The sequence below is a fragment of the Deinococcus radiodurans R1 = ATCC 13939 = DSM 20539 genome (assembly GCF_000008565.1).
Classification (GTDB): Bacteria; Deinococcota; Deinococci; order Deinococcales; family Deinococcaceae; genus Deinococcus; species Deinococcus radiodurans.
This window is the reverse complement of the sequence record NC_001264.1, coordinates 290,693-316,124: the sequence shown is the minus strand read 5'-3', so window position 1 is coordinate 316,124 and position 25,432 is coordinate 290,693. Positions and strand designations below refer to the sequence as shown.

Sequence of the window (25,432 nt, the reverse complement as noted above, 5' to 3'; positions counted from 1 at the left end):
TGCCCAGGCTGAGGGCGGGCTGATCGTCAGGGATGGAGCGGAGCTTAATACACGCTGCCGCCCTGCGGCTCCGGCTCAGCCTCCTCACGGCTTTTGTCCTTGAAACTCGCCGCCAGCGTCCGGGCTGCGCGGGCGAGCAACGTGGTGTCCACCCCCACCGCCACGAAGGTCGCGCCGAGGGCCAGATAATGCCGCGCCAGCCGCTCGTCGGCGCTGAGGATGCCCGCCGCCTTGCCCGCACCCACAATGCGTCGCAGAGCGTCCTCAATGGCCTGTGCCACGTCGGGATGTCCGGGGTGGCCCAGGTGCCCCAGGCTGGCGCTGAGGTCAGCGGGGCCGATGAACACGCCGTCTACGCCTTCTACCGCTGCAATTTCGTCCAAATTTTCCAGCCCCAGGCGCGACTCGACCTGCACCAGCAAGCAGATTTCGTCGTTCGCCCGCGTAAGGTAGTCGGGCACCGCGTTCCAGCGCGAGGCGCGGGCCAAGGCGCTGCCCACCCCGCGAATGCCCTGCGGCGGATAGCGGGTCGCCTGCACCAGCTGCCGCGCCTGCTCCGGCGTGTCCACCATCGGCACGAGCAGCGTCTGCACGCCGAGGTCGAGGTACTGCTTGATGAGGTGCGTGTCGCCCACCGGGGGCCGCACGACGGGAGCGACGGGATAAGCTGCCAGCGCCTGCAATTGCGCCAGCGTGCTGCGGACATCGTTGGGCGCGTGCTCGCCGTCGATCAGCAGCCAGTCGAAGCCCGCCCCAGCGCAGATTTCGGCGCAGTAGGGGTCGGCCAAGCCCAGCCACAAACCGATCTGGGGCCGTCCCCCGGCCAGCGCGTGCTTGAAGGTGTTGCTCAGCGGGTCCAGCTTCATCGGTTGCGGCATGGCCCGAGCATAGGCGGTCGGGGGCTTGCCCGCGAAGCAAGCACAAAAAACCCCTCCGCAGGGGAGGGGCCATTCGGGAAAGAAGCGGTTAGACGGTCGGAGCAGGCGCCACGGCCACCGACTGGCCGCCCACCCGCGCCACGGCGTCGCGCACCACGTCGCCGGTGATGAGTTCGTGGGTGAGCAGGGCGTCGGCCACTTCCTGCATCGCCTGCTTGTAGTCGGAGACGATCTGGCGCGAGCGCTCGTAAGCGGCGGCGAGGATGCGCTTGACATCTTCGTCTACGAGTTGCGCGGTGTGCTCGGAGAACATCTTGGGCTTGCCCATGTCCTCGCCGAGGAACACCGGACCGCCGCCGTCGGTTTGCAGCGCCATGTTGCGGAAGTTCTCGCCCATGCCCCATTCCAGCACCATCTTGCGGGCGATGTTGGTCGCCTTGCGGAAGTCGTCGGCGGCCCCGCTCGTTATGGTGCCCACGAAGACTTCTTCGGCGGCGCGGCCCCCGAGTGCCACGACGAGCTGGTTTTCCAGCCGTTCCTTGCTCATCAGCACTTGCTCTTCGGGCAGATAGAAGGCGGCGCCGAGTGCCCGGCCACGCGGGATGATGCTGACCTTTTGCAGCTTGTCGCTGCCCGGAATCACGGCGGCGGTCACGGCGTGCCCGGCCTCGTGGAAGGCGATGGCGCGCTTTTCGGGTTCGCTGATGGTGAGCGAGCTGTTTTCCAGGCCCAGGGTGATCTTGTCGAGCGCCCGGTAAAAGTCGCTCATATCGATCTTGGTCTTGCCCACGCGGGCGGCTTCGAGCGCGGCTTCGTTGGTGATGTTCTTGAGGTCGGCGCCCGAGAAGTAAGGCGTGCTCTTGGCGATTTCGGGCACGTCCACGCCCTCACCGAGCGGCTTGTTGCGCAGGTGCACCTTGAGGATGGCCTCACGTTCCTTGAGGTTGGGCAGGTCGATCGTCACCTGACGGTCGAAGCGTCCCGGACGCAGCAGCGCGGGGTCGAGCACGTCGGGGCGGTTGGTCGCGCCGAGCACGATCACGCTGCTCGACTTGTCGAAGCCGTCCATTTCCGAGAGGATTTGGTTGAGCGTCTGCTCGCGCTCGTCGTGCCCGCCGCCGATACCCGCACCGCGCTTGCGCCCGATGGAGTCGATTTCGTCGATGAAGATGATGGCCGGCGCACTCTTGCGGGCGTCCTCGAACAGGGTGCGCACACGGCTGGCGCCCACGCCCACGAACATTTCCATGAATTCCGAGGCGCTCACCGAGAAGAAGGGCACGTCGGCTTCACCGGCTACAGCGCGGGCGAGCAGCGTTTTGCCCGTCCCGGGAGGGCCCACAAGCAGCACGCCCTTGGGAATCTCGGCGCCGATCTGGTGGTACTTGGCCGGGTTTTTCAGGAAGTCCACGACTTCGATCAGCTCGCGCTTGGCTTCCTCGTGCCCGGCCACGTCGGTGAACTTGGTGGGCACGCGGTTTTCCTTGCCGTACTTCTTGGCCTTGCTCTGGCCGAACTGCATGACGCCGCCCTGACCGCCCTGCGAGCGGGCAAAGAAGAAGTACATCATCCCGAACAGCAAGATGAGCGGCAGGAAGTTGATGAGGATGGCGAACCACTGGCTCGGCGCCTCAAAGCGGTAGTCCACGCCCTTGGCTTCGAGCTGGGGAATCAGGCCGGAGTCAGGCGTGGCCTGGTTGCCGGGCAGGCGCACGATCAGGCTCTCGACGCCGTCCTTGGTGGCCTGACCCTGCGGGGTGATGACGCTGACTTGGCCGCGCTCCTTGAGCAGCACGGTCGCCACGTCCTCGCGCACGGTGACGCGCTCGATGCGGCCCTGGTTCAGCAGTGACTTGAATTCGTTGTAGTTGACGGTATAGCGCCCACTGCCGGGCAGGTTCGTGAACATCAGGAACAGGCCGAGCACGAGGAGCACGATGATCCAGGGATTGAGCCGCTTCAACAGGGGTGCCTCCAGAGGCGAAAAGGGGAAAACAGCGGAGAGAACAGAGTTGGGGCACACGGCGGTGCCATAAGTTGAGTGTACCAGACTCAAGGTTAATTGACGTGTCTGCGCTCACATGTCGTCTTTGGCGCGGCTTGAGTTTCCCATCAAGTTTTCCTGCCGCCTGACCCTGCTTCGTTGCGGCCCGGTTCCACTGCGGCCCGCTACACTACGGAACGATGATTTCTGTCGATGCCACCTGGGAACAGGTCAAAGAAGCCCTGTCCAGCGACGACTATGCGGTTGCGTTCGACACTCTGGAACAGGCCATGCGCGAGGCCGCTCCCCCAGTGCGGGGCGAGCTGGCGCTGCGGCTGGCCCACCTGCACTCGCTCTACGGCGACCCGGCGCAGCCCGACGTGCGCCGCGCGCTGAATCAGGCCTACGCGGCGGCCCCCGCGCTGCGCTCCGCGCCACTCGCCCGCGCCCTGGAAGCCGAACTCACGGCGCGGGCGCAGGGCGAGGTGACTCTGGCCCCTGAACTCGCTGCCGACCCCGACCCGCTGGTGCGCTACCACGCGCTGTGCGCGTGGCGCTGGCCGGGCGGCCCCAGGAGGCGCTGGACGTGGCGCTGCCCGCCGCTGAGCTGCCCGAGCACCTGCGCTGGCGCCTGCGTTCCTGGCAGGCCGACGCGCAAGAAGCCCTGGGCCAGAGTGCCGAGGCGACGCTGCTCTACGCCGAGGCCGCGCACCTCGCCGCCGGGCTTAACCGCGCCGTGATGCTTCAGGAACAGGCCGCGCTGCTGCTGCAACAGGGCGATTTCGAGGAAGCCCGGCAGGTGCTGGAGCGGGCGCGGACGCTATATACCGGGCCGCGTCCGGGCACCGACCCCAACGACGAGGGCCTCAACCTCGCCACCTGGCATTACCTGATGGCGCAGGTGCGGCTCAACCTCGGTCAGCCCGAAGCCGCGCAGGACGACATCCGCGAGGCCGCCCGCCTGGAAGGGCTCTCCGGCGACCCGAGCTACGGCGTGGCGCTCGTGCAGGGGCAGGTGCTAAGTCACCTGGGACAACTCGAAGAGGCACTGGAAGCGTTCGGACAAGCCCTCGCCCGCGCCACCGACCCCGACCGGCCCTACGCCAACCATGAACTCGGGGTGGCGTTGCTCGACCTCGACCGCCCCCTTGAAGCCCGCGAGAAGCTCGAGGAAGTGCTGCTCGTTCCCGACTATCCTTTTCACCCCGAGGTGCTCGCCGACATCGCCGAGTGCGACTACCGCCTGGGCCGCTTGCCCGAAGCGCAGCTCGCCGCCGAACAGGCCCTCAACCAGGGCGCGGTGGTGCCGGCGAGCGTGGTGCTGGGCAACGTGGCGCTCGACTACTACCACCTCGACGACGCCCTCGACCACTACGAGCGGGTCGTGCGTGAGGCCGTCCACGGCAGCCGCGACTGGGTGCTGGGACACCAGATGGCCGCCGACGTGATGGCGCAGCAGGGCTTTCCCGACCCCGCCGCTGCCTACGCCCACGCGCAGCAGGCGCTGGAGCACACGCCGGAAAGTGACGACTGGTATGTAACGCTTCAGGACCACCTCAGCCGGGCGCAGGCGTTGATGGGGAGTGCGGGGGGGCGGACGCTGAACTGATTTGGTGCGTCTGATAAAAGAGTTGCCTTGCGCTGTTTGACCCTCTACCCAGGGGAGAGGGCCTCGCGCAGCTAGGGGTGAGGGTGTCTTTTTCTGTCAAATGCTCTAGGTGAGGCGTAAGCTTCAGCTTTTGACCCTAACCCCAAACCCCTATCCCCAAAGGGGACAGGGGCTTCGACGCTGGCGCTGTGCACCTGGCGGTGATGTCATTGGCTTTGTCGTGTTGCTCGATTGCACAGGCGGTCTGGAGGCTTGCGTTTTGACAAGTCGTGTCAGGCCCGTGCGCCTTCAGCGCCCGACGGCCCTGGCGTTCTGCGTTTCACCATTTTTCGTGGGGAAGCAAAGAAAAGGAAGGCGGCAGTGTCAGTGGCCGGACGGTTTTGTGCTGTCGCCTGCTTTCTTCGCCTCGGTTCAGCGGGGCTTTCTCGCTGTCCGTGCTACTTTTCTCCGATGCTGGAGCGCCGCATCGTCGTGGCTGTGCCTGCCCGTGACGAGGGCGCAGGCGTCGTGGCGACGTTGCGGGCGCTGGCGGCTCAGGAGGGTGCGCCGCCTTTTCAGACGCTGCTGCTGGTGAACAATTCGCGGGACGACACGGCGGCGCAGGCCCGCGCTTTTGCCCGGCAGATGCCAGGATTTCGGCTGCAAGTGGAGGAAGTGGCCCTGCCTCCCCGCGAGGCCAACGTGGTGGGGGCCCGCCGCGCCGCGCTCGACTGGGCCGCCGCGCTTGCTGGTTCGGACGGCATCATCGTCAGCACCGACGCCGATACCCAGGCCGCTCCCGACTGGCTGGCCGCGCTGGTGCAGCCGCTGTGCGCGAACAGGGCAGTGCAGGCGAGCGCCGGGCGCATCCTCTTGCGGGCGACTGAGCGGGCAGCGCTGCCGGAGCCGGTGCGGCGAACCTACCTGCTCGACACCGGCTACCGGGACGCGGCGTCGCGGCTGCGGGCGCGGGTGCTGCCAGACCCATTTGACCCGGCGCCCCGGCACTGGCAGCACTTTGGGGCGAGTCTCGCGCTGCGCGTGTCGGCTTACCGGGCAGTGGGCGGCGTGCCGCAGGTGCCCTGCCTGGAAGACCTCGCGCTGGTGCGGGCGCTGGCGCGGGCCGACCTGCCACTGCGTCACACGCCCCGTGCGCGGGTGTACACGAGTGCTCGGCTCTGCGGGCGGGTGCCGGTGGGCCTGTCCACCCAGCTCGGCGAGTGGGCGCGTGGCCCGCAGCACTGGCGGGTTCCGGGCGGCGCCGAGGTGTTGCGACTGGCTCAGGCGGAAGCGGCACTGCGCCGGAGCTGGCAGGCCCGCCGGCTGGCTCCGAAGTTGACGGCCCAGTGGTTGACGAGCGAGGCGGCCCTGGGTGCAGCTCTGCACGCCCCGCGCTGGGGCTTGGCTCTTGAACGGGCGCACGAGGTGCGGGAGGCGGAAGGCCGCTGGCAGCGCACCTTTGCCCCCATCCCAGTGTGGGATGCCTTGCAGGAAGTCCGCGCTTTGCTCTCAACTTTGCCGGAGGAACGGCCTCTGACGGCTGAAGTCTGCGCGCCCTGACGCTAGCCTTTAGCCGCCGGTTACGAACGCTATTGCACTCCCCGGCATCGCCTGGACCAGCAGCGGCAGGTCATCCGGGTGAACGCGGGCCGGGCGCCGGTAGCCCCCCAGCGTCCCTTTGTCGTTGAGCAAAATGAGCGGGCGGCCACCGGGCAGCACCTGCACTGTCCCTACCGGACACGCCTCGGAACTGATTTCGCCGCCAGGAAACGGGGAACCGCTGAGCCTCGCTGCCATTCGGTCGAGGTCCTGCAAGCGAAAGGGAGCCGCACACAGCGCGGCCAGAGCGTCGGCGGGCATCGTTTCCCCGTCCGCCACCGGGAGCAGCCGCAACTGCACGACCTCCCGGTGCTGCGTCACGGGGTAAGGCAGAAACTGCCGGGCAAAGTGTGTTTCGGGCGGTCGCGCCGCGTAACCCAGCACATCTCCTGCCCGTAGGGGTCGTCCCAGGCCTGCCTTGAGGTCGGTGCTGGCACTGCCCAGGAAGGGAAGCGTTTCAAAGCCGCCCGATACAGCGAGGTAACTCACGCGACCCTGCCCGGTGGGGGAGAAGGTCACCCGATCACCCGCCTGCACGGCGCGGGAGCTGTAGGGCGGCACGCTTCGCCGTTGACCGCGGCCCGCAGCCCCAGCCCGGTGCAGGCGATGGCTCCGGCCCCTAGCACGTCGAGCACTGGCCCAGTGAGGTGCAGTTCGAGCAGCGCCGCGCCGGGCGGATTGCCGAGCAATGCCTGGGCAATGTCCGCCGCCTGCGCGTCCAGCGGCCCCGAGCGCACCAGCCCGAAGCGGCCCTGCCCGGTGCGGCCCCGGTCCACCAGCAGCCCGAGGGCTCCCGCCTTATGAACGCGCAGCGGGAAAGGCGGGCGTGTCGGGCCACAGCAGCCGGGGCGACGGCTCCGCGAGGGGTTCTCCGTCCGCCTGCGGCACAAAGCGCACCGTATCACCGGGCCGCAGCAAAAAAGGCTCGGCGCGGTGCGGATCGTACACAGGCACCAGCGTGCGCCCCAGCAGGTTCCAGCCGCCCGGCGCCGTCACCGGATAGATGCCAGTCTGCGCGTTCGCCACCGCCAGTGAGTGCGGGGGCACAGCGGCGCGGGGAGTGGCCCGGCGCGGCACTTGCAGCAGCTCCGGCGTCGTTTCCATGAAGGGAAAGCCCGCAACGAAGCCGAGCGCCCGCACCCGGTAAGTCGGCTCCGAGTGCAGCTCAATCACCTCGGCCACGCTCAGGCCCGCGTGCGCGGCGACCTCGGGCAAATCGGCGCCGTCGTAGACGACAGGCAGTTTTATTTCCCGTTGGGCTTGGGCTGTTCCCTCCACCGATACCTGCGCCAGCCACGCCCGCAGCTCATCCGCGCTCGTCCCCTCCGGGTCGTATTCCACGTAAAGCGAGCGGTAAGCGGGCACGGCGTCCACCACCCCCGGCAGCCCCGCCGCGAGCAGCGCCTCCGCCAGCGCGGGTAGGGCGAGCTGCGCCTCCTTGGTTGCCGGGCGGTGATAGAGCGCTTGTACGTGCCGTGTCATCCCGTCAGTCGTGCAGCCGGGCCAGCGTCACGCCGTTTTCCGCTAGCGCCGCGCGAATGGCCCCGGCAATCGCCACCGCCTGTGGGTTGTCGCCGTGGATACACAGGGTGTCCATCTCCAGCGCCAGCCGCTCACCGCCCAGCGTCTGCACCCAGCCCTGCGCCATGCCCACCGCGCGCCGGGCGGCCTCGGCAGGGTCATGAATGCTGCTGCCGGGCAGCTGCCGGGAGGCCAGCCGACCGTCCCCGGTGTACGCCCGCTCGGGAAAAGCTTCGCGCCGGACGCGCAGGCCGTGGGCTGCCGCCGTCAGCGCGAGGTCGCTCCCCGCCGCGCCCGCCAGCACGATGAGATACGCCTGCGGGACGAGTTGCTGCACGGCGTGGCAAAACGCTTCCCCGGCGGCGCGGTCCTCGTGAATACGCATGTAGAGCGCTCCGTGCGCCTTGACGTGTTGCAGCGTGCCGCCCTCCACTGTCAAAAACGCCTGCAAAGCCCCAATCTGATAAAGCGTCGCCGCCTGAATTTCCAGCGGTGTGAGCGCCAGCTCCCGGCGCCCGAAGCCCACGAGGTCGGGGTAGCCGGGGTGCGCCCCGATGCCCAGCCCGTGCTGCCGTGCCAGCCGCACCGCGCTGTGCAGCGTCACCGGGTCGCCCGCGTGAAAGCCCAGCGCCAGATTCACGCTGGTAAGCAGGGGAAAGAGCCGGGCGTCGTCGCCGAGGGGCCAGTGGCCAAACGACTCGCCCGCATCGGCGTTGAGGTCGGTGGTCAGGGTCGTGGTCATGGAGGTGCCGACAGCATACGGCGGGAAGCGACACCATGAAAAACCTGCCCCAGCGGTCAGCCAGGGCAGGTTTAAAGCATTTGACAAAAAGATGGCACAGCTTTTTGGCGAGCGAAGCGAGTACAAAACACGGAGCAGAGCGGAGAATGGAGCGGGTGGCGGTGCTGTTCCGACGCACGCGCAATTCGGAGAACTGCTCTAGGGAAAAGGCGCTTACTTGAGCAGTTGCAGTTCGAGCACGTACTTGTTAAAGGGGCTGTCGTCGTCCTGGCCCTTGCTAGCGTCGTCGCCGTTGGACTTGCACAGGATGTTGCAGCTCGACACTTCCAGGAAGTAAGTGCCGTCAGCGGGCAGCTTGAAGGTGATGACCGAGTCCTGACCGTTGGCGTCGTCGTTGTAGGCGAGGTTCTTGCCGCTGGCGTCGCGCAGCACCAGGAACGAGTCGAGCGAGCCGCCGATGGCCGTGCGGGCGTGCACGTCGGCCTGAATGTTGTCGCCCGCCTTGCCGGTAAAGCTGAAGAAGTCCACGTCACGCGGCTTGCCGAAGATGTAGGCCAGCTCGGTCATCTTGCCGTAGCTGATCGGCTTGGCCTCGGCCATGGTGTCGTTGGGCTCGTAGGGGTCCACCGGGTTGAGGTCCACGGCGCCCTTGACCAGCACCACCCGCTGCGGGGCCACGGTGCTCAGCACGCTGCCGGAGGTCACGGTCAACTTGCCCACGTAGGTGTCGCGCTCGTCGCTCTGGCCGCCGGTCAGGGTCAGGTCGGGCGTCGCCACGCGCAGGGTGTAGGTGCCGGGGGCAATAGACACGAAGTTGGCGTAGCCGTCCGAGTCGGTCTGCACCGCGTACACCGCGCCGTCGGCCCCGTCACCTTCCAGAATCACGTCGGCGAGGATGCCGGGCACGTAGCCGCCGGGGGTCTGAATCTCGACCTTCACGCGGCCCGCGCCACCTTTTTGCGGCATGTTGCTGCCCTTGAGGCGGTCGGCGAGCTTGTCCATGCGGATCAGGCCGTAGCCGGTTTCGCGGTCAAAGCCCGCCTTGTTGCTGCCCACGCTGCCATCGGCGGTTTCTTCCATCAGGCGGCGAACCTGGTGCGGGTCGAGGTCAGGCTTGGCGCCCAGAATCACGGCGGCCACGCCCGAGGTGTAGGGGCCGGAGAAGGACGTGCCGCTGATCAGCTGGTAGCCGCTGCCGCCGTCTTTGGTATAACCGCCCGTCTTGCGGGTGCCGTCCGCGTTGATGAACAGCGGTGAGGCCAGCATCACGTCCACGCCGGGCGCGGCCACGCTGACGTGACGCCCGTAGGTGGAGAAGCCCGCCTTGTCGTTGTTGATGTCGAGCGCCGCCGAGGCGATCACGCCGGGAAGCTGCGCGGGGTTGCGCCACTCCTCGCGGTAGGAGTTGCCCGCCGAGACGACCACGGTGATGTCGCGCTCCAGCGCGTAGTCGAAGGCCTGCTTGAGCAGCGGCGAGTACCCGGTGCCGCCCCACGAGTTGTTGATGACCTGAGCGCCCTGGTTGACCGTCCAGATCACCGAGCGGGCCACCAGATAATCCCCGATAAAGCCGGGCTGGAAGATGGCGGCGGTGTAGAACTTGGAGTCGGGCGCCACGCCCACGATGCCCTGACCGTTTTTCGCAGCGGCGATGGTGGAGGCGACGGCGGTGCCGTGCTCGATGCCGGGGTCCACCTTGTTGTCCACCTTGCCGTCGAAGCCGTCGATGGCGTCGATCCAGCCCTGCACGGTGGTGTAGGTGGTGTTGGTGGCCGGGTCATAGGCCTTACCCGCCCAGTTGGGGCGCAGGTCGGGGTGCGACACGTCGGACGGATCGTCGATCACGCCGACCTTCACGCCCTTGCCGGTAAAGCCCGCGTCCCAGGCAGCCTTGGCGTGCAGGTGGTTGCTGTCGAGCGCGTACTGCGGCAGGGTGTCGAACACCTGGTTCACGGCCTGGGCGCCGAGCTGGTCCTGTGCGGTCCTGACCGGCTCGATCTGACGCTGCACGGTCTGAGCCGCGGCGTAGAGCACCTGCCCTTCGCGCATCAGGGCCACGCCCACGCTGCGGGCGTCCTTGCCCTGCGGCAATTCGATGAGTGCCACGTCGAGTTCGGGAAGCTGGTCGAGGACGCGCCCGCCGAGTTGGTCGGCCAGGGCGTCGGCGCTGTGGCCGCGTAGGTTCACGACGAGCTGGTTGCGCACGTACATGTCGCCGTTCTTGGTGGTGACGACCTGCGCCGGGTCAATATCGAGCGCGTGGGTCCGGGGCACCGCCACGCTGGGGGCACTCGCGGCGGGGGACTGGGGCGAGGTCTGCGGCTGACCACAGGCCGCGAGCAGCGTGGTCAGAGAGAGAACAGCAAGAGAAATCTTTTTCATCGGCAGTGCTCCTGGCATGCAGTGGGAAGGTGTGCAGTGAAGGCAGGGGCGCCCGGCCCGCGGGGCGTGGGGGCCGGGGCGCTGAGCTTACTGACGGGTGGTGAAATCGTTGACCTCGGCTCCGCCCTGCTTGACGCCGCCAGGCACCACACGCACGGTGTCGGAGGGGTCGCTGTAGACCGAGTAGGCCGCGATGTAGTTGTTGGCCGCCGTCGTGGGCTTGCTGGGGTCGGCGAGGCGGTAGGCGTAGCCGGAGTCGATGTACCAGCTGTAGCGGCGGTTGGCTTGCAGCGGCACCTTGTTGCCGCCGAGGTAATCGACCTCGAACTGGTGCGGCACGGTCAGGACGTCGCTCGCCGCGTCGTAGGTCACGGTGTCGTTGTTGGTCTTGGGGTCGTTGTCGGTGGCGTAGGAGTCGCGGAACACGTAGTAGTTGCTCGTGCCTTGCAGGTTGCTCAGGATCTGGGTTTCGCCCAGTTCCTTGCGAACCGTCAGGCGCTTGGCCGCATACGCATAGCTTTCGCCAGTAATAAAGTCGGCCACCCGCAGGTTCATCACCGCGCCGGTCGCGCCGGTCTGGAACAGATTGAGCTTGACGGTGTAGTTGGGCGTCAGATCGACGTCGTGCACGTCCTTGCCCGGCGAGAGCAGCTTGGGCTGGAAGATGGGCAGGGTGTGGGTCGGGGCCACGTCGCTGGTCGCCTCGTTGGTGCCCGCTGCCACGACCTTGTAGAAGTAGTCCTGGTCGGTGATCAGGCTGGCGGTGTTGTCGCTCACCGTGCAGCGGCGGGTGGTGGCCTTGGCGTCGGCGGGTTTGGCGCACTGGGCTTCACCCGCGAACGCCACCTGGCTGTAGGGGCCCTCAGCCTTGGTCGAGCGCAGCACGCGGAAGCCGCGGTAACCGCTCAGGGTGACGGGGGCATCCCAGGAGGTCGTCACCCACAGGTTGGTGCCGCTGGTCGGCGCGTCGAGCACCGGGTCCTGAGTCTTGTAGAGGTAGTCGATGCGGGTGCTGAGCGTGTAGGCGATGGCACGCACGTTGGTCGGCGCCACGACTTCCGAAGCCGCCTTGGTGCGGTTGAGCTTGAGGGGCACGAGGTAAGCCACGCGGTTGTAGTTGAAATCTAGACCCACCACTTGCAGGTACACGTCGCCTTCGAGGCCGGTGGCGTCGAGGCTGACCAGCCCGCTGTCCTGACCCTGGCCCTTGTTGTTGGGGTCCACGCCGGGGGTCACGTAACCGGGGTCCTGCTCGTACAGGCCCGCCGCCGGGCGCACGTCGGACCAGGTGCCGTCCTTGTCGATGTTGACCAGCGAGAACAGGAAGTAGCGCATCACGCGCGGCTGGTCGCTGTTCTTCACGCTGTAGGCGCGCACGTTCACCACGTCGTTGAACGCGGTTCCACTGCCCAGCGGACCCCAGGTATCCACTTCGCCGTTCGCCTTGAAAGCCGTGGGCGTTTCGAGCTTGAGCTGCGGCACGTCCGCCGTAGCGTTGGGATCGGCGGACATGAACTGCGCGATCTTCAGCCGTGTGTTGACGTTGTCCTTCGCCACCGCGCCGTCGAATTCGGAGCCGGCGGCCTTGCTCTTCATGAACACCAGGTCGTAGCTGCCCGCCGGAATCTTGGCGAACTCGACGTAGCCCTGGGCGTTGGTGCTGGCCTTGCCGACAGCGCGCTGCGGTCCCCAGTGCGGTACAGGTACACGGTGCTGCCTTCGACCGCCGCGCCACGGTTGGAGCGCACCACATCAGCCGAGAGGGTCGCATTGCCCGTGCCGGTGATCGGGTTGACTTTGATGCCGCCGGTGTTGGTGGTGTCACCCGTGTTCGTACCACCGGGGGTGGTTCCACCCGCCGGAGTGTTGCCGCAGGACGCCAGCAGCAGCGCACCTGAGAGCAGAGCCAGAGAAAGAGGACGGTTGAATTTCATGTGGTCTCCTTGAATTTTGAGTGAACGTGTAAGGAGCCCAATCTGGCATATGCCAGGGCATTCGTAAAGGGGCCGACACTCTGTTCTCAGCCGGTCCTTTTCTCCCGCTCATGCCAGCAAACGAAAAAGGCACGCCACTCAGGACGTGCCTCACAGGCGAACTCGCTCTATGGGTCAGCCGCGCAGTTGCCCGTCCACCATAGTCACCACCCGGTCACACAGGTCGAGCACGCGCTCGTCGTGGGTGACCATCACGCCGGCCTTCTGATGGGTCCGCACCTCATCGGCGAGCATCTGCACCACTTCGCGGCCCCGGGCGCCGTCGAGGCTGGCGGTGGGTTCGTCGGCCAGAATCAGGCCGGGGTTGTTCATCAGGGCGCGGGCGATGGCGACGCGTTGCTTCTGGCCCCCGCTCAGGGCATCGGGATAGTGCCCAGCACGGGCTTCGAGGCCCAGAACGCGCACAGGTCGTCGGCCTGCGCGGCGGCCTGCCGCATGTCGGCGTGGGCGAGCCGGGGCACCAGCGTGAGCTGCTCGCGCACCGTGAGGTACGGAATCAGGTTGCTGCTCTGGAGTACAAAGCCGATGTGCTGGAGCCGGAAAGCAGGCAGTTCGCGCTCGCTCAGCCGCGTCACGTCCTGCCCGGCAATCAAGACCTGCCCGGTGGTGGGCCGCAGCAGCGCCCCCGCAATGGAGAGCAGGGTGCTCTTGCCGCTGCCGCTCGGGCCGTTGACCGCCACCAGTTCGCCGGGGCGCACCTCGAAGGTGGTGGAGTGCAGCGCCGTGATCTCGGTGTCGCCGTCGCGGTAGACCTTGGACACGTGACGCACCGCCAGGGTGGGCTCCGCGAGCGGCGCGGCCACGGCAGCGGGGGTCAGGGGAACGGGACGGGGGGCCGGCATCTGGATGGCAGTCATGGGGAACTCCTGTAGGAGAGGGGGCTAGGGCAGGGGGCGCAGGCGGGGCAGAGCCTCAGGGGGAGGGGCTCAAGCTGCGCCGAGGGCAATCAGCGGGTCTACCTTGGCGACGCGGCGCACGCTCAGCAGGCTCGCCAGGGCGGCGACGACCAGCAGCAGGCCGGAGGCGGAGGCAATGTTGGCGGCGGTGAGGTGGAAGGGCATCCCGGCGGGCAGCAGTTGCACCATGCCCAGGGTGACGGCGGCGGCGATGGCCACGGCGAGCAGCGTCAGAATCAGCATCTGGGCGACCACGCTGCCGGCGAGGGTGCGGTTGCTCGCGCCGATGGCCTTGAGCAGACCGAACTGCGCGGTCTTTTGCAGCGTCATCACGTAGAAGAAGGTCGCCAGCACGAACGCCGCCACGGCGATCAGGAACACCTGAATCATGGTCAGGCTGCCCTGCTCTTCCTTGTAGCCGGGAAGCACTTGCAGCGTCTGGGCGCGGTTGGTCACGCTCAAGTCGGCGCCGCCGAGGTTGACCTGAGCCGGTGCGGCGGGCAGAGCCACGGCGTTCACGGTGCCGTGCATACGGGGGTTGAGCTTTTGCCAGCGCGCCAGCGACACGTACATGCCGGGCTGGTGGTTTAGGCGGGCACTGCGGGTAAAGCCGCTCACGCGCAGTTGGTCGCCGCTGGGCTTGAGGGTCAGTACGTCGCCGACCTTCACGCCGTCTTCGCGCAGCGATTCGTCCACCACCGCGCCGCCTGCCACGCGTAGGGTCTGGCCTTCGCTTACGTCCGGCGCCAGAAAGCCGCGCGGGTCCACGCCGAGCAGCACGCCGCTGAGCTGTTTATCGCCGTGGCTGAAGCTCACGAAGGTCTGGGCGAAGGCCGCCGCGTCTTCGTTGTCTTGTTGCAGGGCGCTGACCTGTTCCGGGCTCAGGAAAGACCGGTTGAGCACGCCGTCGGCTTCCTTGGTGGTCACGAAAGACTGCGCGGGCGTGTCGAGCAGCAGCGAGGCGCTGTCCCGCGAGAGGCCGCGCGTCAGGCCAGTAAGCATAAAGACCATAAAAGCGATGAGGGCGACGATGCCGCCGATCAGCAGGGAACGCAATTTCTGATGTTGCAGTTCGCGCAGAGCAAGGTACATAAACGACTCCTTGAACGAGAGAGGGGAAGAAAAGTGATCCGGGTAAGACGAACTTACCGCTCGGTCAATATGTTACCGACCGGAAGGTAAGTTTGATGAGTTTTTCTCATTTTTCTCTGGGGAAAGAAAAATCCCCGCCGGGTCAGGGCAGGGGAAGGAGCAAATGATGTTGGGATAAAGGCCGCCCATCTGGCAAAAGCGGGACAAAAACCCTAACGCTTAGGTCAGGCGGCGCGCCGTCACGGCTCGGTGTCCTGCGGCGTCGTGAGAGGCGTCAGTGTGGGGGCCGTCGTCTGTGCTTCCTGCGGGATGAAAATCGCCTTGTCGGGGGCCTGCGGCGCAGACTGGGAACAGCCGGGCAACACCACCAACAGAGCAAGGGCCAGAGCGGGCAACAGACGTTTGGACAGAGTAGAGGGGGTCATAGCGGAACCTCGGGAGAACTGGGCAAGGGGAAAGGTGACAGGCGGCAAAGAAAGGCAAGAGCCGCGAGCGGCGGCCGGAGCGCAGAAGCAAAAGAGGAGGAGTCTTGACCCATTGTGCGTCCACTTTCTGAGGAGACACTCTAAATTTTGGAGTCGGTGCAAAACAGCCCCCGCCCGGCGGCGTCGGGGGCAAGGAGGCAAACCAAAGAGAGCGCGTTACCGTCTGTGTTCTCTGGACATGCGGGAACAGCCGGCCTCATTTGCTGTAAAATGAAATCAAAGTTCATCCAGTGAAAAACTGCAAGGACTGCTCTTCGGCTTTCGCCTCTCTTCCCAGGAGAACCCCATGACCGACCTGAACCTGCCCGCCGGAATGACCATCAACGCGCCGATCAAGCCCGAGTATGCCGAGATTCTGACGCCCGAGGCGCTGGCATTCGTCGCCGAGCTGCACCGCCGCTTCGAGCCGCGCCGCCGCGAGCTGATGCAAAAGCGCGAGGAGCGCCAGCAACGCCTTGACGCGGGCGAACTGCCTGACTTTCTCCCCGAAACCGCCGAGATTCGTGCGGGCGACTGGAAAATCAGCCCGCTGCCCGACGCTCTGAAAGACCGCCGCGTCGAGATTACCGGCCCGGTGGACCGCAAGATGATCATCAACGCGCTCAACTCCGGCGCAAAGATGTTCATGGCCGACTTCGAGGACGCCAGCAGCCCCACCTGGGACAACTGCGTGCAGGGCCAGATCAACCTGCGCGACGCGGTGCGCGGCACCATCAGCCTGGAACAGAACGGCAAGAGCTACAAGCTCAATGACACGACGGCCACCCTGCTGGTGCGTCCGCGCGGCTGGCACCTGCCGGAAAAGCATGTGCAAGTGGACGGCGAGACGCTTTACGGCGCCTTCTTCGACTTCGGACTGTTCTTCTTCCACAACGCCAAGGAGCAGCTTGCCCGTGGCAAGGGCCCGTACTTCTACCTGCCCAAGATGGAGTCGCACCTCGAAGCGCGGCTGTGGAACGACGTGTTCAACTACGCCGAGGACACCATTCAGATTCCGCGCGGCAGCATTCGCGCCACCGTGCTCATCGAAACCATCGTGGCGGCGTTCGAGATGGACGAGATTCTCTACGAACTGCGCGAGCACTCGGCGGGCCTGAACTGCGGGCGCTGGGACTACATCTTTTCCTACATCAAGAAGCTGCGCAACCACTCCGACCGCGTGCTGCCCGACCGCGCCAAGGTCACCATGGCCGTGCCCATGATGCAGAACTACTCCAAGCTCGCCATCCAGACCTGCCACAAGCGTGGCGCCCCGGCCATCGGCGGCATGAGCGCCTTTATCCCGGTCAAGGGCGACGAGGAAAAGAACGCGGCGGCCTTCGAGCAGGTGCGCGTGGACAAGGAACGCGAAGCCACCAACGGCCACGACGGCACCTGGGTCGCGCACCCCGGCATGGTGCAGCTCGCCACCGAGGTCTTCGACCGCATCATGCCGCAGCCCAACCAGATTGGCAGCGACAAGCAAAAGGACTTCAGTCTGACCGCCACTGATCTGCTTCAGGCGCCCGAAGGCAGCGTGACCGAAGCCGGCGTGCGGACCAACATCAATGTGGGCATTCAGTACCTCGCGGCGTGGCTGCGCGGCAGTGGCGCGGTGCCGATTCACAACCTGATGGAAGACGCCGCCACCGCTGAAATCAGCCGCGCGCAGCTGTGGCAGTGGCTCAAGCAAGGCGTGACGCTCGAAGACGGGCGCACCCTCGACCAGGGCCTCTTCGACCAGCTCTACACCGAGGAAACCGACAAGCTGGGCGCCGAGTTTGCCGACGCCTCGGCCCTGTTCAAGCAGACCGCCACGGGCGACACCCTGGTGGACTTCCTGACGCTGCCCGGCTACCAGCAGCTGGCCTGAATGTGCTGACGTGAGGGGGACGGGGAAGACGCGCTTGCCTTCCCGGTCCCCTGCTTTTTGCCCCCAGGAGAAGACCCCATGAGCCACAAGACCCTGCCCCTGACCGACCACTACGACGTGAAGCGCGGCGAAGACGGCCACCGCTACCTGCGCCCGCTGGTGCGCGGCTTCAACCTCACCCGCATTCCGCTGCTCAACAAGGGCACCGCCTTCACCGCCGAGGAGCGCGAAGCCCACGGTCTCGACGGCCTGCTCGCGCCGCAGGTGGACAGTCTGGAAGTGCTCATCGAGCGCGCCTACCGCGAGTTCTCCAAGCGCGGCGCGGCGCTGGAAAAACACGTCTACCTGCGCAACCTGCAAGACCGCAACGAGGTGCTGTTCTACGCGTTGCTCTCCCATCACGTCGAGGAAATGCTGCCCATCGTCTATACCCCCACGGTGGGCGACGCGGTCAAGAAGTTCAGCCAGATCTACCGCTACCCGCGCGGCCTGACGCTCAGCACCCGCACCATCGAGCGTGCCGAGCAGGCCCTCGCCAACGTGCCGCTCAACGACGTGCGGATTATCGTGGCGACCGATTCGAGCGCGATTCTGGGCATCGGCGACCAGGGCTTCGGCGGCATGGCGATCAGCATCGGCAAGCTCAGCCTCTACACCGTGGCGGGCGGCGTGGGGCCGGACAAGACGCTGCCCGTCGAACTCGACGTGGGCACGGGCCGCGCCGACCTGCGCGAAGACCCCCACTACCTCGGTGTCAAGCACGAGCGGCTGACCGGCGAGGAATATTTCGCCTTTATCGACAAGTTTGTCGAGGCGACCATTCAGCGCTACCCCAAGGCGATTATTCAGTGGGAAGACTTTTCCAAGGACGCGGCCTTCGAGGTGCTCGCCCGCTACCGCAAGGTCGTCCCGAGCTTCAACGATGACATTCAGGGGACAGGTGCGGTGGTGCTCGCCGGGGTGCTCAACGCCTGCCGCATCAAGGGCGAGGCGCTCAAAGACCAAGTGGTCGTCGTCCACGGCGCTGGGGCGGGCGGGGCCGGGGTCGCCGCCGCTATCCGCGAGGGGATGCACCGCGAAGGGCTGTCCCCCGACGAGATTGCCCGCCGCGTCTTCGTCCTCGACTCGCGCGGGCTGCTCACCGACGACCGCTCCATGGAAGCCTACAAGCAGGCGCTGGCGACGCCCCGCGCCCTGGTGAGCGGCTGGAGCGGCACCGACCTGCTGGGCGTGGTGCGCGAAGCCAAAGCAACCGTGCTGCTCGGTCTCTCCGGTGTCCCCGGCACCTTCGACGAGGACATCGTGAAGGCCGCGCTCGCCAACACGCCGCGCCCGTTGGTCTTTCCGCTGTCCAACCCCACCGCGCACTCCGAGGCGCTCCCCGAAGACATCCTGCGCTGGACGGACGGCGCGGCCATCGTCGCCACCGGCAGCCCTTTCGCGCCGGTCGAGCACGGCGGGCAGACGCACGAAATCGGGCAGGGCAACAACGCCTTCATCTTTCCTGGCCTCGGCTTTGGCGCCATTCTGGCCCGCGTGCGCGAGATCACCGACGAGATGGTCACCGAGGCCGCCTACGCGCTCGCCGACTACACTCAGGCGCACCATCCGGGCCGCACCTACCCGCCGGTCAACGAACTGTCGCAGGCGAGCGTGCAGGTGGCGGTGGCGGTCATCAAGCAGGCCATCAAGGACGGCGTCGCCACCGAATTCAGCGTGCGGCGTCTGAGCGACGGCGAACTGCGGGCCTTCGTGGAGCGCAAGTTTTGGGAACCCAAGTTTTTGCCCTACCACTCGTGAGCGCGGCGTCAACCTGAGCGTTCTATTAAGCGGAAAAATGTGACAAAGAGCGTATAACTCGGTCACAGCGTGTCCTTTCTCCCTGCGGCATCTGTCGACAGGGAGTTTCGTTTCTCACCAGGAGGCCCTATGTCCTCATCTCCCAGGAATTTTTCGCTCGTCCCGACCCTGCTGCTCAGCCTCGCGCTGGGTGTCATTCTCGGGGTCATTTTCCTGCTGCTGTTCAACCCGGCGGTCAAGCGCAACACCGCCGCGCAAAACGGGCAGGTCATGACCCAGACGAGCCAGAACACCAGCACCCAGACCACTCAATCCAGCCAGTCCACCCAGGGTACTCAGTCGACGGACCAGACGGCCCAGAACCAGTCGGGGCAGAATCAAACCGCTCAGACAAACGCCGCTGGTGGCCTTGGCACCACGGGCCAGGAAGCCCAGGGCCAGAATGGGCAGAACGCCAACGGTCAAAACGCTGCTCCCGAAGACCCCGCGCACGGCACGACCCAGGCGGCGGACCCGGTCAAGGGGCGCACCTACGACTTTTTCACCGGCCAAACCGGCGCCGAGCTGTACGTCGAAGTCTGCCAGAGCTGCCACATGCCCGGCGGCAAGGGTGCCAACGGCGGCGGCGGTGTCTACAACTACCCCGCGCTCGCCGGCAACGCCAAGCTCGCCAGTGCGCCCTATGTGGAAAGCATGGTTCTGAACGGCAACGGCGGGATGCCCGGCTTTGCCCACTACCTCAGCGACGAGCAGGCGGCCAAAATCGTCAACTATGTCCGCACCGAGCTGAACAACAATCAGGACCAGGTCAAGCCCGAAGACCTCAAGCAGATTCGTCCGCCGGTCGAGAGAGAAATGACCTTCGGGGAAGACGCGGGCTGATGCGCCGCGCCGCCACAGCGAACGCCACCAGAGACAAAGGCAGGAACAAGCATGAGTGAAATGAGCCGCAGAAATTTCCTGGGGATGGTCGGCATGGTCGGTGGGGCCGCCGCCGCCTACCAGATGATGAACACGATGGGCCTCGCCGCGTCCTCGACCTACACCAAGCCGCAACTTACCGGCGGCGGCAAGGGCAAGAGCGTGCTGATTCTGGGCGGGGGCTTAGCCGGCATGGCGAGCGCCTACGAAATGCAGAAGGCCGGCTACGACGTGCAGATTCTCGAATTCAACGGGCGCGCCGGGGGCCGCTGCTGGACCATTCGCGGCGGCGACGAATACACCGAGCTCGGCGGCTTCAAGCAGACCTGCGAGTTCGACCGGGGCCTGTACATCAACCCCGGCCCCTGGCGCATTCCCTGCCACCATCACGCTTACCTCCACTACGCCCGCGAGTTCGGGGTCAAGCTCGAACCGTTCATCATGGAAAACTGGAACGCCTACATCCACCGCGAGGGGAAAAATGGTCAGCAACCCACGCGGGTGCGGCAGGCCGAGGCGCGCACCGACATGCAGGGGCACGTGGCCGAACTGCTGAACAAGGCCGCCAGCCAGGGCAACCTCGACACCGGCCTGACCACCGAGGACAAGGAAAAACTGCTCGAAGCGCTGCACGAATGGGGTTTTCTCAACAAGGACGGGCGCTACGTCAAGAGCCTCGAAACGAGCACATTCCGTGGCTATGACCGCGACCCCGGTGCCCGCCTCGAACCCGGCACGCCCTCGCAGCCGATCGGCCTCGACACGCTGCTTGAGCGCCGGCTCTGGAGCGACCTGAACCAGGGTATGTGGTACGAGTTCCGCAGCACCATGTTCGAGCCGGTCGGCGGCATGGATGCCATGGCCCGCGCCTTCGAGAGCCGGGTGGGCCGCTTCATCAAGTACCGCGCCCGCGTGACCGAAATCAAGCAGGACACCGACAAGGTCACCGCGACCTACGTGGACGCCGACGGCACCACCAAGACCGCGAGCGGCGACTACTGCATCTGCACCATTCCGCTCTCGATCCTCAGCCAGATCAAGCTGACCGGCGTGGACAAGGACCTCGCCGAAGCCATCAAGAAGGTGCCCTACGCCTCGAGCTTCAAGGCGGGCGTGCAGTACAAGCGCCGTTTCTGGGAACAGGACGATGACATCTACGGCGGCATCTCGTACACCGACCTGCCCAACCAGCTCATCTCCTACCCCTCGAACAACTACTTCTCGACCGGCAAGGGCGTGGTCCTCGGCGCCTACATGTTCGGCACCGACGCGGTGGTCATGAGCGGCATGTCGCCCGAAGAGCGCCTGAAGAAAGTCGTGGAGTACAACGCGCAGCTGCACCCCGCCGCCGCCAAGGAGTTCGACAACGGCGTGACCGTGGGCTGGCACCGCGTGCCCTGGACTCTCGGCTGCTACGGCCTGTACAACGCCGACACCCGCGAGCGCTACTACCCTACCCTCTGCGCCCGTCATGGCCGCATGATGCTGGCCGGCGAGCACACCTCCTACTGGAACGGCTGGCAGGAAGGCGCCCTGCTCGCGGCCACCACCGCCGTGCAGGAAATGCACAAGTTCGCGAGCAGTCAGGCCTGAGCAGACAGGACAGGCCTAAAGCCGCCGCACAACGCTAAGAAAAACCCCCGGTGCTCAGGCCGGGGGCTTTTCTTGGTTGGTCTGTTCGTGGCCCGTCAGCCGCGCCAGAATGACGCTGTGGTCCTCGTGGAACAGGCGGGGACGGGAGAGGGCGACTTCAAGGCAAACGGGCACCACCTGAAAACCGGCGGGAGGGGCACCCAGCCGTATCTGCGCCACTGTCCGTGTCACCAGCGTCCGCGCGGGGTGGTCGAACGTGGCGTCTCCGGGGAGGGGCACTTCGCCGGGCGGCAGCACTTCGCCGGGCGGCAGCACTTCGCCGGGCGGCAGCACCCGCCCCGGCAATTCCCACAAGCCCTGGCCGATGGGACCGGGCCGGTGAGCGAGCCACACCCGCCTGTCCATGACGTGCAGCCAGCGTTCCTCTTGCAAGACGGTGCCGGGGGGCAACGCGGCGCGTTCCTGTCCCACGGCGGTCCATTCCCGCCGCAAGCGGGCGCAGGTGGGCGTATGGGCAAAACGGCCCAGCGCCCCCGACACCGGGCGCGGCAGGCCAGCAGGCAGCGGGGCGCCCTCAAACAGCGCCGTGCGGATATCCGTCGCGTTCAGGCCCGGCGTTTCCGGCACGTTGACCCGCTGCCAGCCGGGAAACCAACGCAGATAACTCGAACTCGCGTCCTTTTCAAAGCCGACCAGACCGACGCTCGCGCCGGGGCCAAAGATCTCCGCCGCTACCGCCCGCACGTCGGCGGCCCACAGGTCGGCGTCGAAACGGTCCGGCAGCGGGCGAAAGGTGACGCGGCGCAGGTCAGCCCCTGCGTCCGTCAGCGCGGCCCGGAACATCACTTCGCGTTCGGCAGGCGTGAACGGATTTTTCACGCTGCGGGCCAGATTGGCGCTGCCGAGCAGGACCAGCACGCGCGGCGCGGCCTCCAGCGCGGCGAGCACACTGGCGACATGCGCGGCGTGCGGCGGCTGAAATCGCCCGACGTAGACGGCCCCGCTGAGCGTGGACGGCTGCGGCAAGGTCAGTGGCCCCGCAGTTCCTGCGCCAGCCGGTCGCGCAATTCCGAGACTTCGGGGGCAAGGCTCACGCGGTAGACGTGCGGGTTAAGCAGACGGCGCGTTTCGGGGGCGAGGCGCGCAAGTTCCTCGCGGGCGCGGGCTTGCAGCGCGGGCAGCGCCTCAGCAGGGCGGGTGCGCTGGCCGCCGCTCATCACGAGGTCGCGGGCCGGACGCCAGTGCAGGCGCGAGGTGAGCCGGGCCGAGCGCAGCGGGTTGGTGGGGTCGCTGACGCGCAGGCCCTCATGTGGAGCGTCTCCCAGCGTCAGCACGTCCCAGGCGAAGTGATCATGATCTAACCCGCGCCACACGGCTTTGGTGCCGGGCAGGCTCGACTTGGCGGGGTCGCCGGTCAGCTTCATGCGGGGCCGCCCATTCAGTTCGGCCAGCTTGTACACGCCGCCGAGCGCTCCGCCGCCGGGGCCCCCCGCCGTGGCGAGTTGCGTCCCCACGCCGTACACGTCCACCCGGCCCCCCTCGGCAATCACGCCGGAGATGACCGATTCGGACAGGTCGTTGCTCACCACGATTTTCACGTCGGGAAAGCCCGCCGCGTCCAGCCGCTCCCGGATGACCCGCGAGAGGTAGGCGAGGTCGCCTGAGTCCACGCGCACGCCGCCCAGTTCATGGCCCTTCGCCCGCAGTTCGGCGGCCACCGTCAGCGCGTTGGGCAGGCCGCTGCCGAGGGTGTCCACCGTGTCGAGCAGCAGCGTGGTGGAGTCGGGGTAAAACTCGGCGTAGGCGCGAAAGGCGTCGAGTTCAGTCGGAAAACTCTCCACCCAGGCGTGCGCGTGCGTCCCCGACACTGGAATCCCGAACTGCCGCCCCGCTTCCAGATTGCTCGTGCCCACTGCGCCGCCCACGAAGGCCGCCCGCGCCGCGCTGACGGCCCCGTTCGGCCCCTGCGCCCGCCGCGCCCCGAATTCGAGGACCGTGCCGCCGCCCGCCTGCGCCGCCAGCACGCAGCGCGCCGCCTTGGTCGCCACCAGCGTCTGAAAATTCAGGGTGTTGAGCAGCGCCGTTTCCACCAGTTGCGCTTCCCACAGCGGCCCGCGCACCGTCAGCAGCGGCTCGTGCGGAAAGACCACGCTGCCTTCGGGAAACGCCGTCACCTCGCAGGAAAAGCGCCACTCGCGCAGCGCCGCCAGAAACTCGGGCCGGAACTGCCCCAGCGAGGCGAGGTAGTCGAGGTCGGCCTCGGCGAAGTGCAAGCCCTGAAGCCAGTCGAGCATCGGCTCCAGCCCGGCCCACACCGCGTAGCCGCCCTCGAAGGGCAGGCGGCGGAAATACAGGTCAAACGTCGCCTGCTGCCGGTGCAGGTCGCTGAGAAAATAGCCCTGCATCATGGTGAGCTGGTAGAGGTCGGTCAGAAGGGGGGAGAGGTCAGTCATGGTGTTCCTTTGGGGAGGGGGAGAGGTGTCAAACGGGCTAACTGTTTGACCGTCTGACCGCGAAATGCTGTGGCATGTGGGGTCTTTGGCCTTTAGCGCATTTGCCAGAAAAAGACACCCTCACCCCAAGCTTTCGCAAGGCCCTCTCCGCAAGCGGCTCTCTGAGTCCCATCAAGGGAGAGGGTCAAAGACAGACCAGATCATTCTGTCAAATGCTTTAGACGGTTGGACTTGCATTACTCTGCCGTTTCCGCCAGCGCCTGCCCCCGCGTTTCCACCCCGATGCCCCACGCCGCCAGCGCTGCGAGCGCGAAGCACACGGCGAACACGGTCAGCGCGAGCGTCAGGTTGCCGGTGAGCAGCATGGCCCCGATGCTCGGCGACACCACGCTGGCGAGCCGGGCCACCCCGCTGACCAGTCCCATGCCGGTGGTCCGCAGCGGGGTGGGAAACAGCTCGGGCGTGTAGGCGTACAGCGACCCCCAGGCGCCAAGCAGCGCGAAAGAGAGCAGGGCCGAGGTCAGCAGCACCGTGTTCGCGTCGTGGGCGAGCAGGAACAGGTACGCCCCCACCGCGCCGAGCGTCAGAAAGCCGACCAACGTGACCCGCCGCCCAATCTTTTCCACCAGGTAAGCGGCGAGCAGATACCCCGGCACCTGCGCGAGCGCGAGCAGCAGCGTGCTGCGGTACACCGCGCCGAGGTCCAGCCCCTGCGCCCGCAGAAAGCTCGGCAGCCACGAGAAAATGCCGTAGTAGCCCAGGCTCAGCCCAAACCACGTCACCATCAGCAGCGGCGTGCGCCGGGCGAGGACGCCCCGGAAAAGCTGGGCGGGCGACACGCGCGGCGGCTGCTCCGGGTGCGCGAGCGGCGCGGCGGGCAGCGTGCCCCCGTTGGCCTGCGCGACTTTTTGCAGCGCGGCGCGGGCCTGCGCTTCTTCGCCCCGCGCCAGCAACGAGCGCGGCGAATCGGGAATGCCGATGCGGGCAATCAGGCCGACCAGCCCCGGCAGCGCGGCCAGCCCCAGCAGCCAGCGCCAGCCCTCGGCGGGGGCAAAAGCGGTACTGACCCACCACGCGAGCGCGGCGACGACCACCGTGCCCACCGCCCAGAAACTTTCCAGATACACCAGAAACCGCCCGCGCCACGCTGTCGGCACGAACTCGGCCATCATCGAGTAGTCCACCGGTAGCGTCCCACCGATGGCGAAGCCCGTTAGAAAGCGGGCGACGAGTAGCCACGTCAGCGTCGGCGCTAGGGCCCCCGCCAGCCCGAAGACCACGCCGAGCGCCACCGTCGTCAGAAACACGCTGCGCCGGCCCACCCGGTCGGCCAGATACCCCCAGAACCACGCCCCGAACAGCATCCCCGCAAAAGTCGCGGTGAGCAGCATCGTCGCGGCGGGCGAGCCTTTGGGCAACTCGAACGCCGCACTGATGCCGGGCAGCGCGAAGCCCATCAGGAGCACCTCCATCGCGTCGGCGGCCCAGGTCAGCCCACAGATGGCGAGCAGCTTCCACTGGAAGCGGCCCAGGCCCAGGTCGTCCAGCACGCGGTCCACCGTCATGGGGACCGATTTTTCCTCAAATGATTGAATGGACACAGTGCAAGTGTAGAGGCTGAGCAGCCATTAGAGAAATAAATTACATAGTCC

At 66.7% G+C, this 25,432-nt stretch carries 21 protein-coding genes and 1 pseudogene; 7 read left to right on the top strand and 15 right to left on the bottom strand.

The window, feature by feature from the left end:
- Positions 1 to 44 precede the first annotated feature (44 nt).
- Together hpaI and ftsH are read right to left on the bottom strand one after the other, a co-directional pair.
- Positions 45 to 878 (bottom strand): 4-hydroxy-2-oxoheptanedioate aldolase, encoded by an 834-nt coding sequence (hpaI, locus tag DR_RS15045; RefSeq protein WP_010889550.1) that lies wholly within the window; start codon positions 876 to 878, stop codon positions 45 to 47.
- A gap of 88 nt (positions 879 to 966) precedes the next feature.
- Positions 967 to 2,841 carry an ATP-dependent zinc metalloprotease FtsH gene (ftsH, locus tag DR_RS15040; protein WP_027480146.1) on the bottom strand — a complete coding sequence of 625 codons (1,875 nt, stop codon included), beginning with the start codon at positions 2,839 to 2,841 and terminating at the stop codon, positions 967 to 969.
- A gap of 221 nt (positions 2,842 to 3,062) precedes the next feature.
- On the opposite strand from ftsH, the gene DR_RS17200 reads away from it, so the two are divergent.
- The 3 genes from DR_RS17200 to DR_RS15030 all read left to right on the top strand — a co-directional run bounded on the left by DR_RS17200 (position 3,063) and on the right by DR_RS15030 (position 6,010).
- The gene (locus DR_RS17200) at positions 3,063 to 3,602 is read left to right on the top strand and encodes a hypothetical protein (RefSeq protein ID WP_338107143.1); all 540 of its coding nucleotides are present in this window, start codon (positions 3,063 to 3,065) and stop codon (positions 3,600 to 3,602) included.
- Positions 3,494 to 4,471 (top strand): tetratricopeptide repeat protein, encoded by a 978-nt coding sequence (locus tag DR_RS17195; RefSeq protein WP_420895965.1) that lies wholly within the window; start codon positions 3,494 to 3,496, stop codon positions 4,469 to 4,471. The genes DR_RS17200 and DR_RS17195 overlap by 109 nt, the downstream gene beginning before the upstream one ends.
- A 450-nt stretch (positions 4,472 to 4,921) precedes the next feature.
- Complete coding sequence (locus DR_RS15030) at positions 4,922 to 6,010, top strand: glycosyltransferase (protein ID WP_051618869.1); 1,089 nt, start codon at positions 4,922 to 4,924, stop codon at positions 6,008 to 6,010.
- 9 nt (positions 6,011 to 6,019) lie between these two features.
- On the opposite strand, the pseudogene DR_RS17015 reads toward DR_RS15030, so the two are convergent.
- From DR_RS17015 to DR_RS14985, 10 genes and pseudogenes are all read right to left on the bottom strand, one after another.
- Positions 6,020 to 6,786, bottom strand: a pseudogene (locus DR_RS17015) (biotin-dependent carboxyltransferase family protein).
- 61 nt (positions 6,787 to 6,847) lie between these two features.
- Entirely contained in the window at positions 6,848 to 7,531 is a 684-nt protein-coding gene (pxpB, locus tag DR_RS17010; protein WP_010889544.1) for a 5-oxoprolinase subunit PxpB, read from the bottom strand.
- Positions 7,532 to 7,535: 4 nt separating this feature from the next.
- On the bottom strand, positions 7,536 to 8,312 hold the full coding sequence (locus tag DR_RS15020; RefSeq protein ID WP_027480149.1) for a LamB/YcsF family protein: 777 nt from the start codon (positions 8,310 to 8,312) through the stop codon (positions 7,536 to 7,538).
- 213 nt (positions 8,313 to 8,525) lie between these two features.
- On the bottom strand, positions 8,526 to 10,694 hold the full coding sequence (locus DR_RS15010) for a S8 family serine peptidase (protein WP_034350664.1): 2,169 nt from the start codon (positions 10,692 to 10,694) through the stop codon (positions 8,526 to 8,528).
- Between the two features lie 87 nt (positions 10,695 to 10,781).
- Positions 10,782 to 12,290: a hypothetical protein gene (locus tag DR_RS15005; protein ID WP_234944701.1), complete on the bottom strand. Its 1,509-nt coding sequence runs from the start codon at positions 12,288 to 12,290 to the stop codon at positions 10,782 to 10,784.
- Positions 12,287 to 12,628, bottom strand: coding sequence for a hypothetical protein (locus tag DR_RS15000; RefSeq protein ID WP_010889540.1), 342 nt, complete (start codon positions 12,626 to 12,628; stop codon positions 12,287 to 12,289). The genes DR_RS15005 and DR_RS15000 overlap by 4 nt, the downstream gene beginning before the upstream one ends.
- A gap of 174 nt (positions 12,629 to 12,802) precedes the next feature.
- Positions 12,803 to 13,093 carry an ATP-binding cassette domain-containing protein gene (locus DR_RS17095; RefSeq protein WP_268741602.1) on the bottom strand — a complete coding sequence of 97 codons (291 nt, stop codon included), beginning with the start codon at positions 13,091 to 13,093 and terminating at the stop codon, positions 12,803 to 12,805.
- Positions 13,042 to 13,545, bottom strand: a complete 504-nt coding sequence (locus DR_RS17090; RefSeq protein ID WP_010889539.1) for an ABC transporter ATP-binding protein — start codon at positions 13,543 to 13,545, stop codon at positions 13,042 to 13,044. The genes DR_RS17095 and DR_RS17090 overlap by 52 nt, the downstream gene beginning before the upstream one ends.
- A 69-nt stretch (positions 13,546 to 13,614) precedes the next feature.
- Positions 13,615 to 14,676, bottom strand: a complete 1,062-nt coding sequence (locus DR_RS14990; RefSeq protein ID WP_010889538.1) for an ABC transporter permease — start codon at positions 14,674 to 14,676, stop codon at positions 13,615 to 13,617.
- Positions 14,677 to 14,915: 239 nt separating this feature from the next.
- Positions 14,916 to 15,101 (bottom strand): hypothetical protein, encoded by a 186-nt coding sequence (locus DR_RS14985; protein ID WP_162177735.1) that lies wholly within the window; start codon positions 15,099 to 15,101, stop codon positions 14,916 to 14,918.
- A 346-nt stretch (positions 15,102 to 15,447) separates the two neighbouring features.
- On the opposite strand from DR_RS14985, the gene aceB reads away from it, so the two are divergent.
- The 4 genes from aceB to DR_RS14965 all read left to right on the top strand — a co-directional run bounded on the left by aceB (position 15,448) and on the right by DR_RS14965 (position 21,327).
- Positions 15,448 to 17,013 carry a malate synthase A gene (aceB, locus tag DR_RS14980; protein WP_010889536.1) on the top strand — a complete coding sequence of 522 codons (1,566 nt, stop codon included), beginning with the start codon at positions 15,448 to 15,450 and terminating at the stop codon, positions 17,011 to 17,013.
- A 78-nt stretch (positions 17,014 to 17,091) separates the two neighbouring features.
- Positions 17,092 to 18,813 (top strand): NAD-dependent malic enzyme, encoded by a 1,722-nt coding sequence (locus DR_RS14975; protein ID WP_197480519.1) that lies wholly within the window; start codon positions 17,092 to 17,094, stop codon positions 18,811 to 18,813.
- A 129-nt stretch (positions 18,814 to 18,942) separates the two neighbouring features.
- The gene (locus DR_RS14970) at positions 18,943 to 19,695 is read left to right on the top strand and encodes a c-type cytochrome (RefSeq protein ID WP_051618868.1); all 753 of its coding nucleotides are present in this window, start codon (positions 18,943 to 18,945) and stop codon (positions 19,693 to 19,695) included.
- A gap of 60 nt (positions 19,696 to 19,755) precedes the next feature.
- The gene (locus DR_RS14965; RefSeq protein ID WP_051618867.1) at positions 19,756 to 21,327 is read left to right on the top strand and encodes a flavin monoamine oxidase family protein; all 1,572 of its coding nucleotides are present in this window, start codon (positions 19,756 to 19,758) and stop codon (positions 21,325 to 21,327) included.
- Positions 21,328 to 21,381: 54 nt separating this feature from the next.
- Here DR_RS14965 and DR_RS14960 read toward each other — a convergent pair whose 3' ends face one another.
- The 3 genes from DR_RS14960 to DR_RS14950 all read right to left on the bottom strand — a co-directional run bounded on the left by DR_RS14960 (position 21,382) and on the right by DR_RS14950 (position 25,345).
- A complete protein-coding gene (locus DR_RS14960; RefSeq protein WP_010889532.1) occupies positions 21,382 to 22,353 on the bottom strand; it encodes a bifunctional nicotinamide-nucleotide adenylyltransferase/Nudix hydroxylase in 972 nt (323 codons plus the stop codon).
- 2 nt (positions 22,354 to 22,355) lie between these two features.
- Positions 22,356 to 23,780 carry a nicotinate phosphoribosyltransferase gene (pncB, locus tag DR_RS14955; RefSeq protein WP_010889531.1) on the bottom strand — a complete coding sequence of 475 codons (1,425 nt, stop codon included), beginning with the start codon at positions 23,778 to 23,780 and terminating at the stop codon, positions 22,356 to 22,358.
- 236 nt (positions 23,781 to 24,016) lie between these two features.
- Entirely contained in the window at positions 24,017 to 25,345 is a 1,329-nt protein-coding gene (locus DR_RS14950) for an MFS transporter (RefSeq protein WP_027480153.1), read from the bottom strand.
- Positions 25,346 to 25,432: the final 87 nt, after the last annotated feature.

Bases quoted from the DNA above. Each gene is read 5' to 3' on its own strand.
- DR_RS14970 (WP_051618868.1), top strand. From the start codon at position 18,943: ATGTCCTCATCTCCCAGGAATTTTTCGCTCGTCCCGACCCTGCTGCTC.
- DR_RS14975 (WP_197480519.1), top strand. From the start codon at position 17,092: ATGAGCCACAAGACCCTGCCCCTGACCGACCACTACGACGTGAAGCGC.
- DR_RS15000 (WP_010889540.1), bottom strand. From the start codon at position 12,628: ATGAAATTCAACCGTCCTCTTTCTCTGGCTCTGCTCTCAGGTGCGCTG.
- DR_RS15020 (WP_027480149.1), bottom strand. From the start codon at position 8,312: ATGACCACGACCCTGACCACCGACCTCAACGCCGATGCGGGCGAGTCG.
- DR_RS17090 (WP_010889539.1), bottom strand. From the start codon at position 13,545: ATGACTGCCATCCAGATGCCGGCCCCCCGTCCCGTTCCCCTGACCCCC.
- DR_RS14950 (WP_027480153.1), bottom strand. From the start codon at position 25,345: ATGACGGTGGACCGCGTGCTGGACGACCTGGGCCTGGGCCGCTTCCAG.
- hpaI (WP_010889550.1), bottom strand. From the start codon at position 878: ATGCCGCAACCGATGAAGCTGGACCCGCTGAGCAACACCTTCAAGCAC.
- DR_RS15005 (WP_234944701.1), bottom strand. From the start codon at position 12,290: ATGAAGAGCAAGGCCGCCGGCTCCGAATTCGACGGCGCGGTGGCGAAG.
- pncB (WP_010889531.1), bottom strand. From the start codon at position 23,780: ATGACTGACCTCTCCCCCCTTCTGACCGACCTCTACCAGCTCACCATG.
- DR_RS14990 (WP_010889538.1), bottom strand. From the start codon at position 14,676: ATGTACCTTGCTCTGCGCGAACTGCAACATCAGAAATTGCGTTCCCTG.
- DR_RS14965 (WP_051618867.1), top strand. From the start codon at position 19,756: ATGAGCCGCAGAAATTTCCTGGGGATGGTCGGCATGGTCGGTGGGGCC.
- DR_RS14985 (WP_162177735.1), bottom strand. From the start codon at position 15,101: ATGACCCCCTCTACTCTGTCCAAACGTCTGTTGCCCGCTCTGGCCCTT.
- pxpB (WP_010889544.1), bottom strand. From the start codon at position 7,531: ATGACACGGCACGTACAAGCGCTCTATCACCGCCCGGCAACCAAGGAG.
- aceB (WP_010889536.1), top strand. From the start codon at position 15,448: ATGACCGACCTGAACCTGCCCGCCGGAATGACCATCAACGCGCCGATC.
- DR_RS17200 (WP_338107143.1), top strand. From the start codon at position 3,063: ATGATTTCTGTCGATGCCACCTGGGAACAGGTCAAAGAAGCCCTGTCC.
- DR_RS15010 (WP_034350664.1), bottom strand. From the start codon at position 10,694: ATGAAAAAGATTTCTCTTGCTGTTCTCTCTCTGACCACGCTGCTCGCG.
- DR_RS15030 (WP_051618869.1), top strand. From the start codon at position 4,922: ATGCTGGAGCGCCGCATCGTCGTGGCTGTGCCTGCCCGTGACGAGGGC.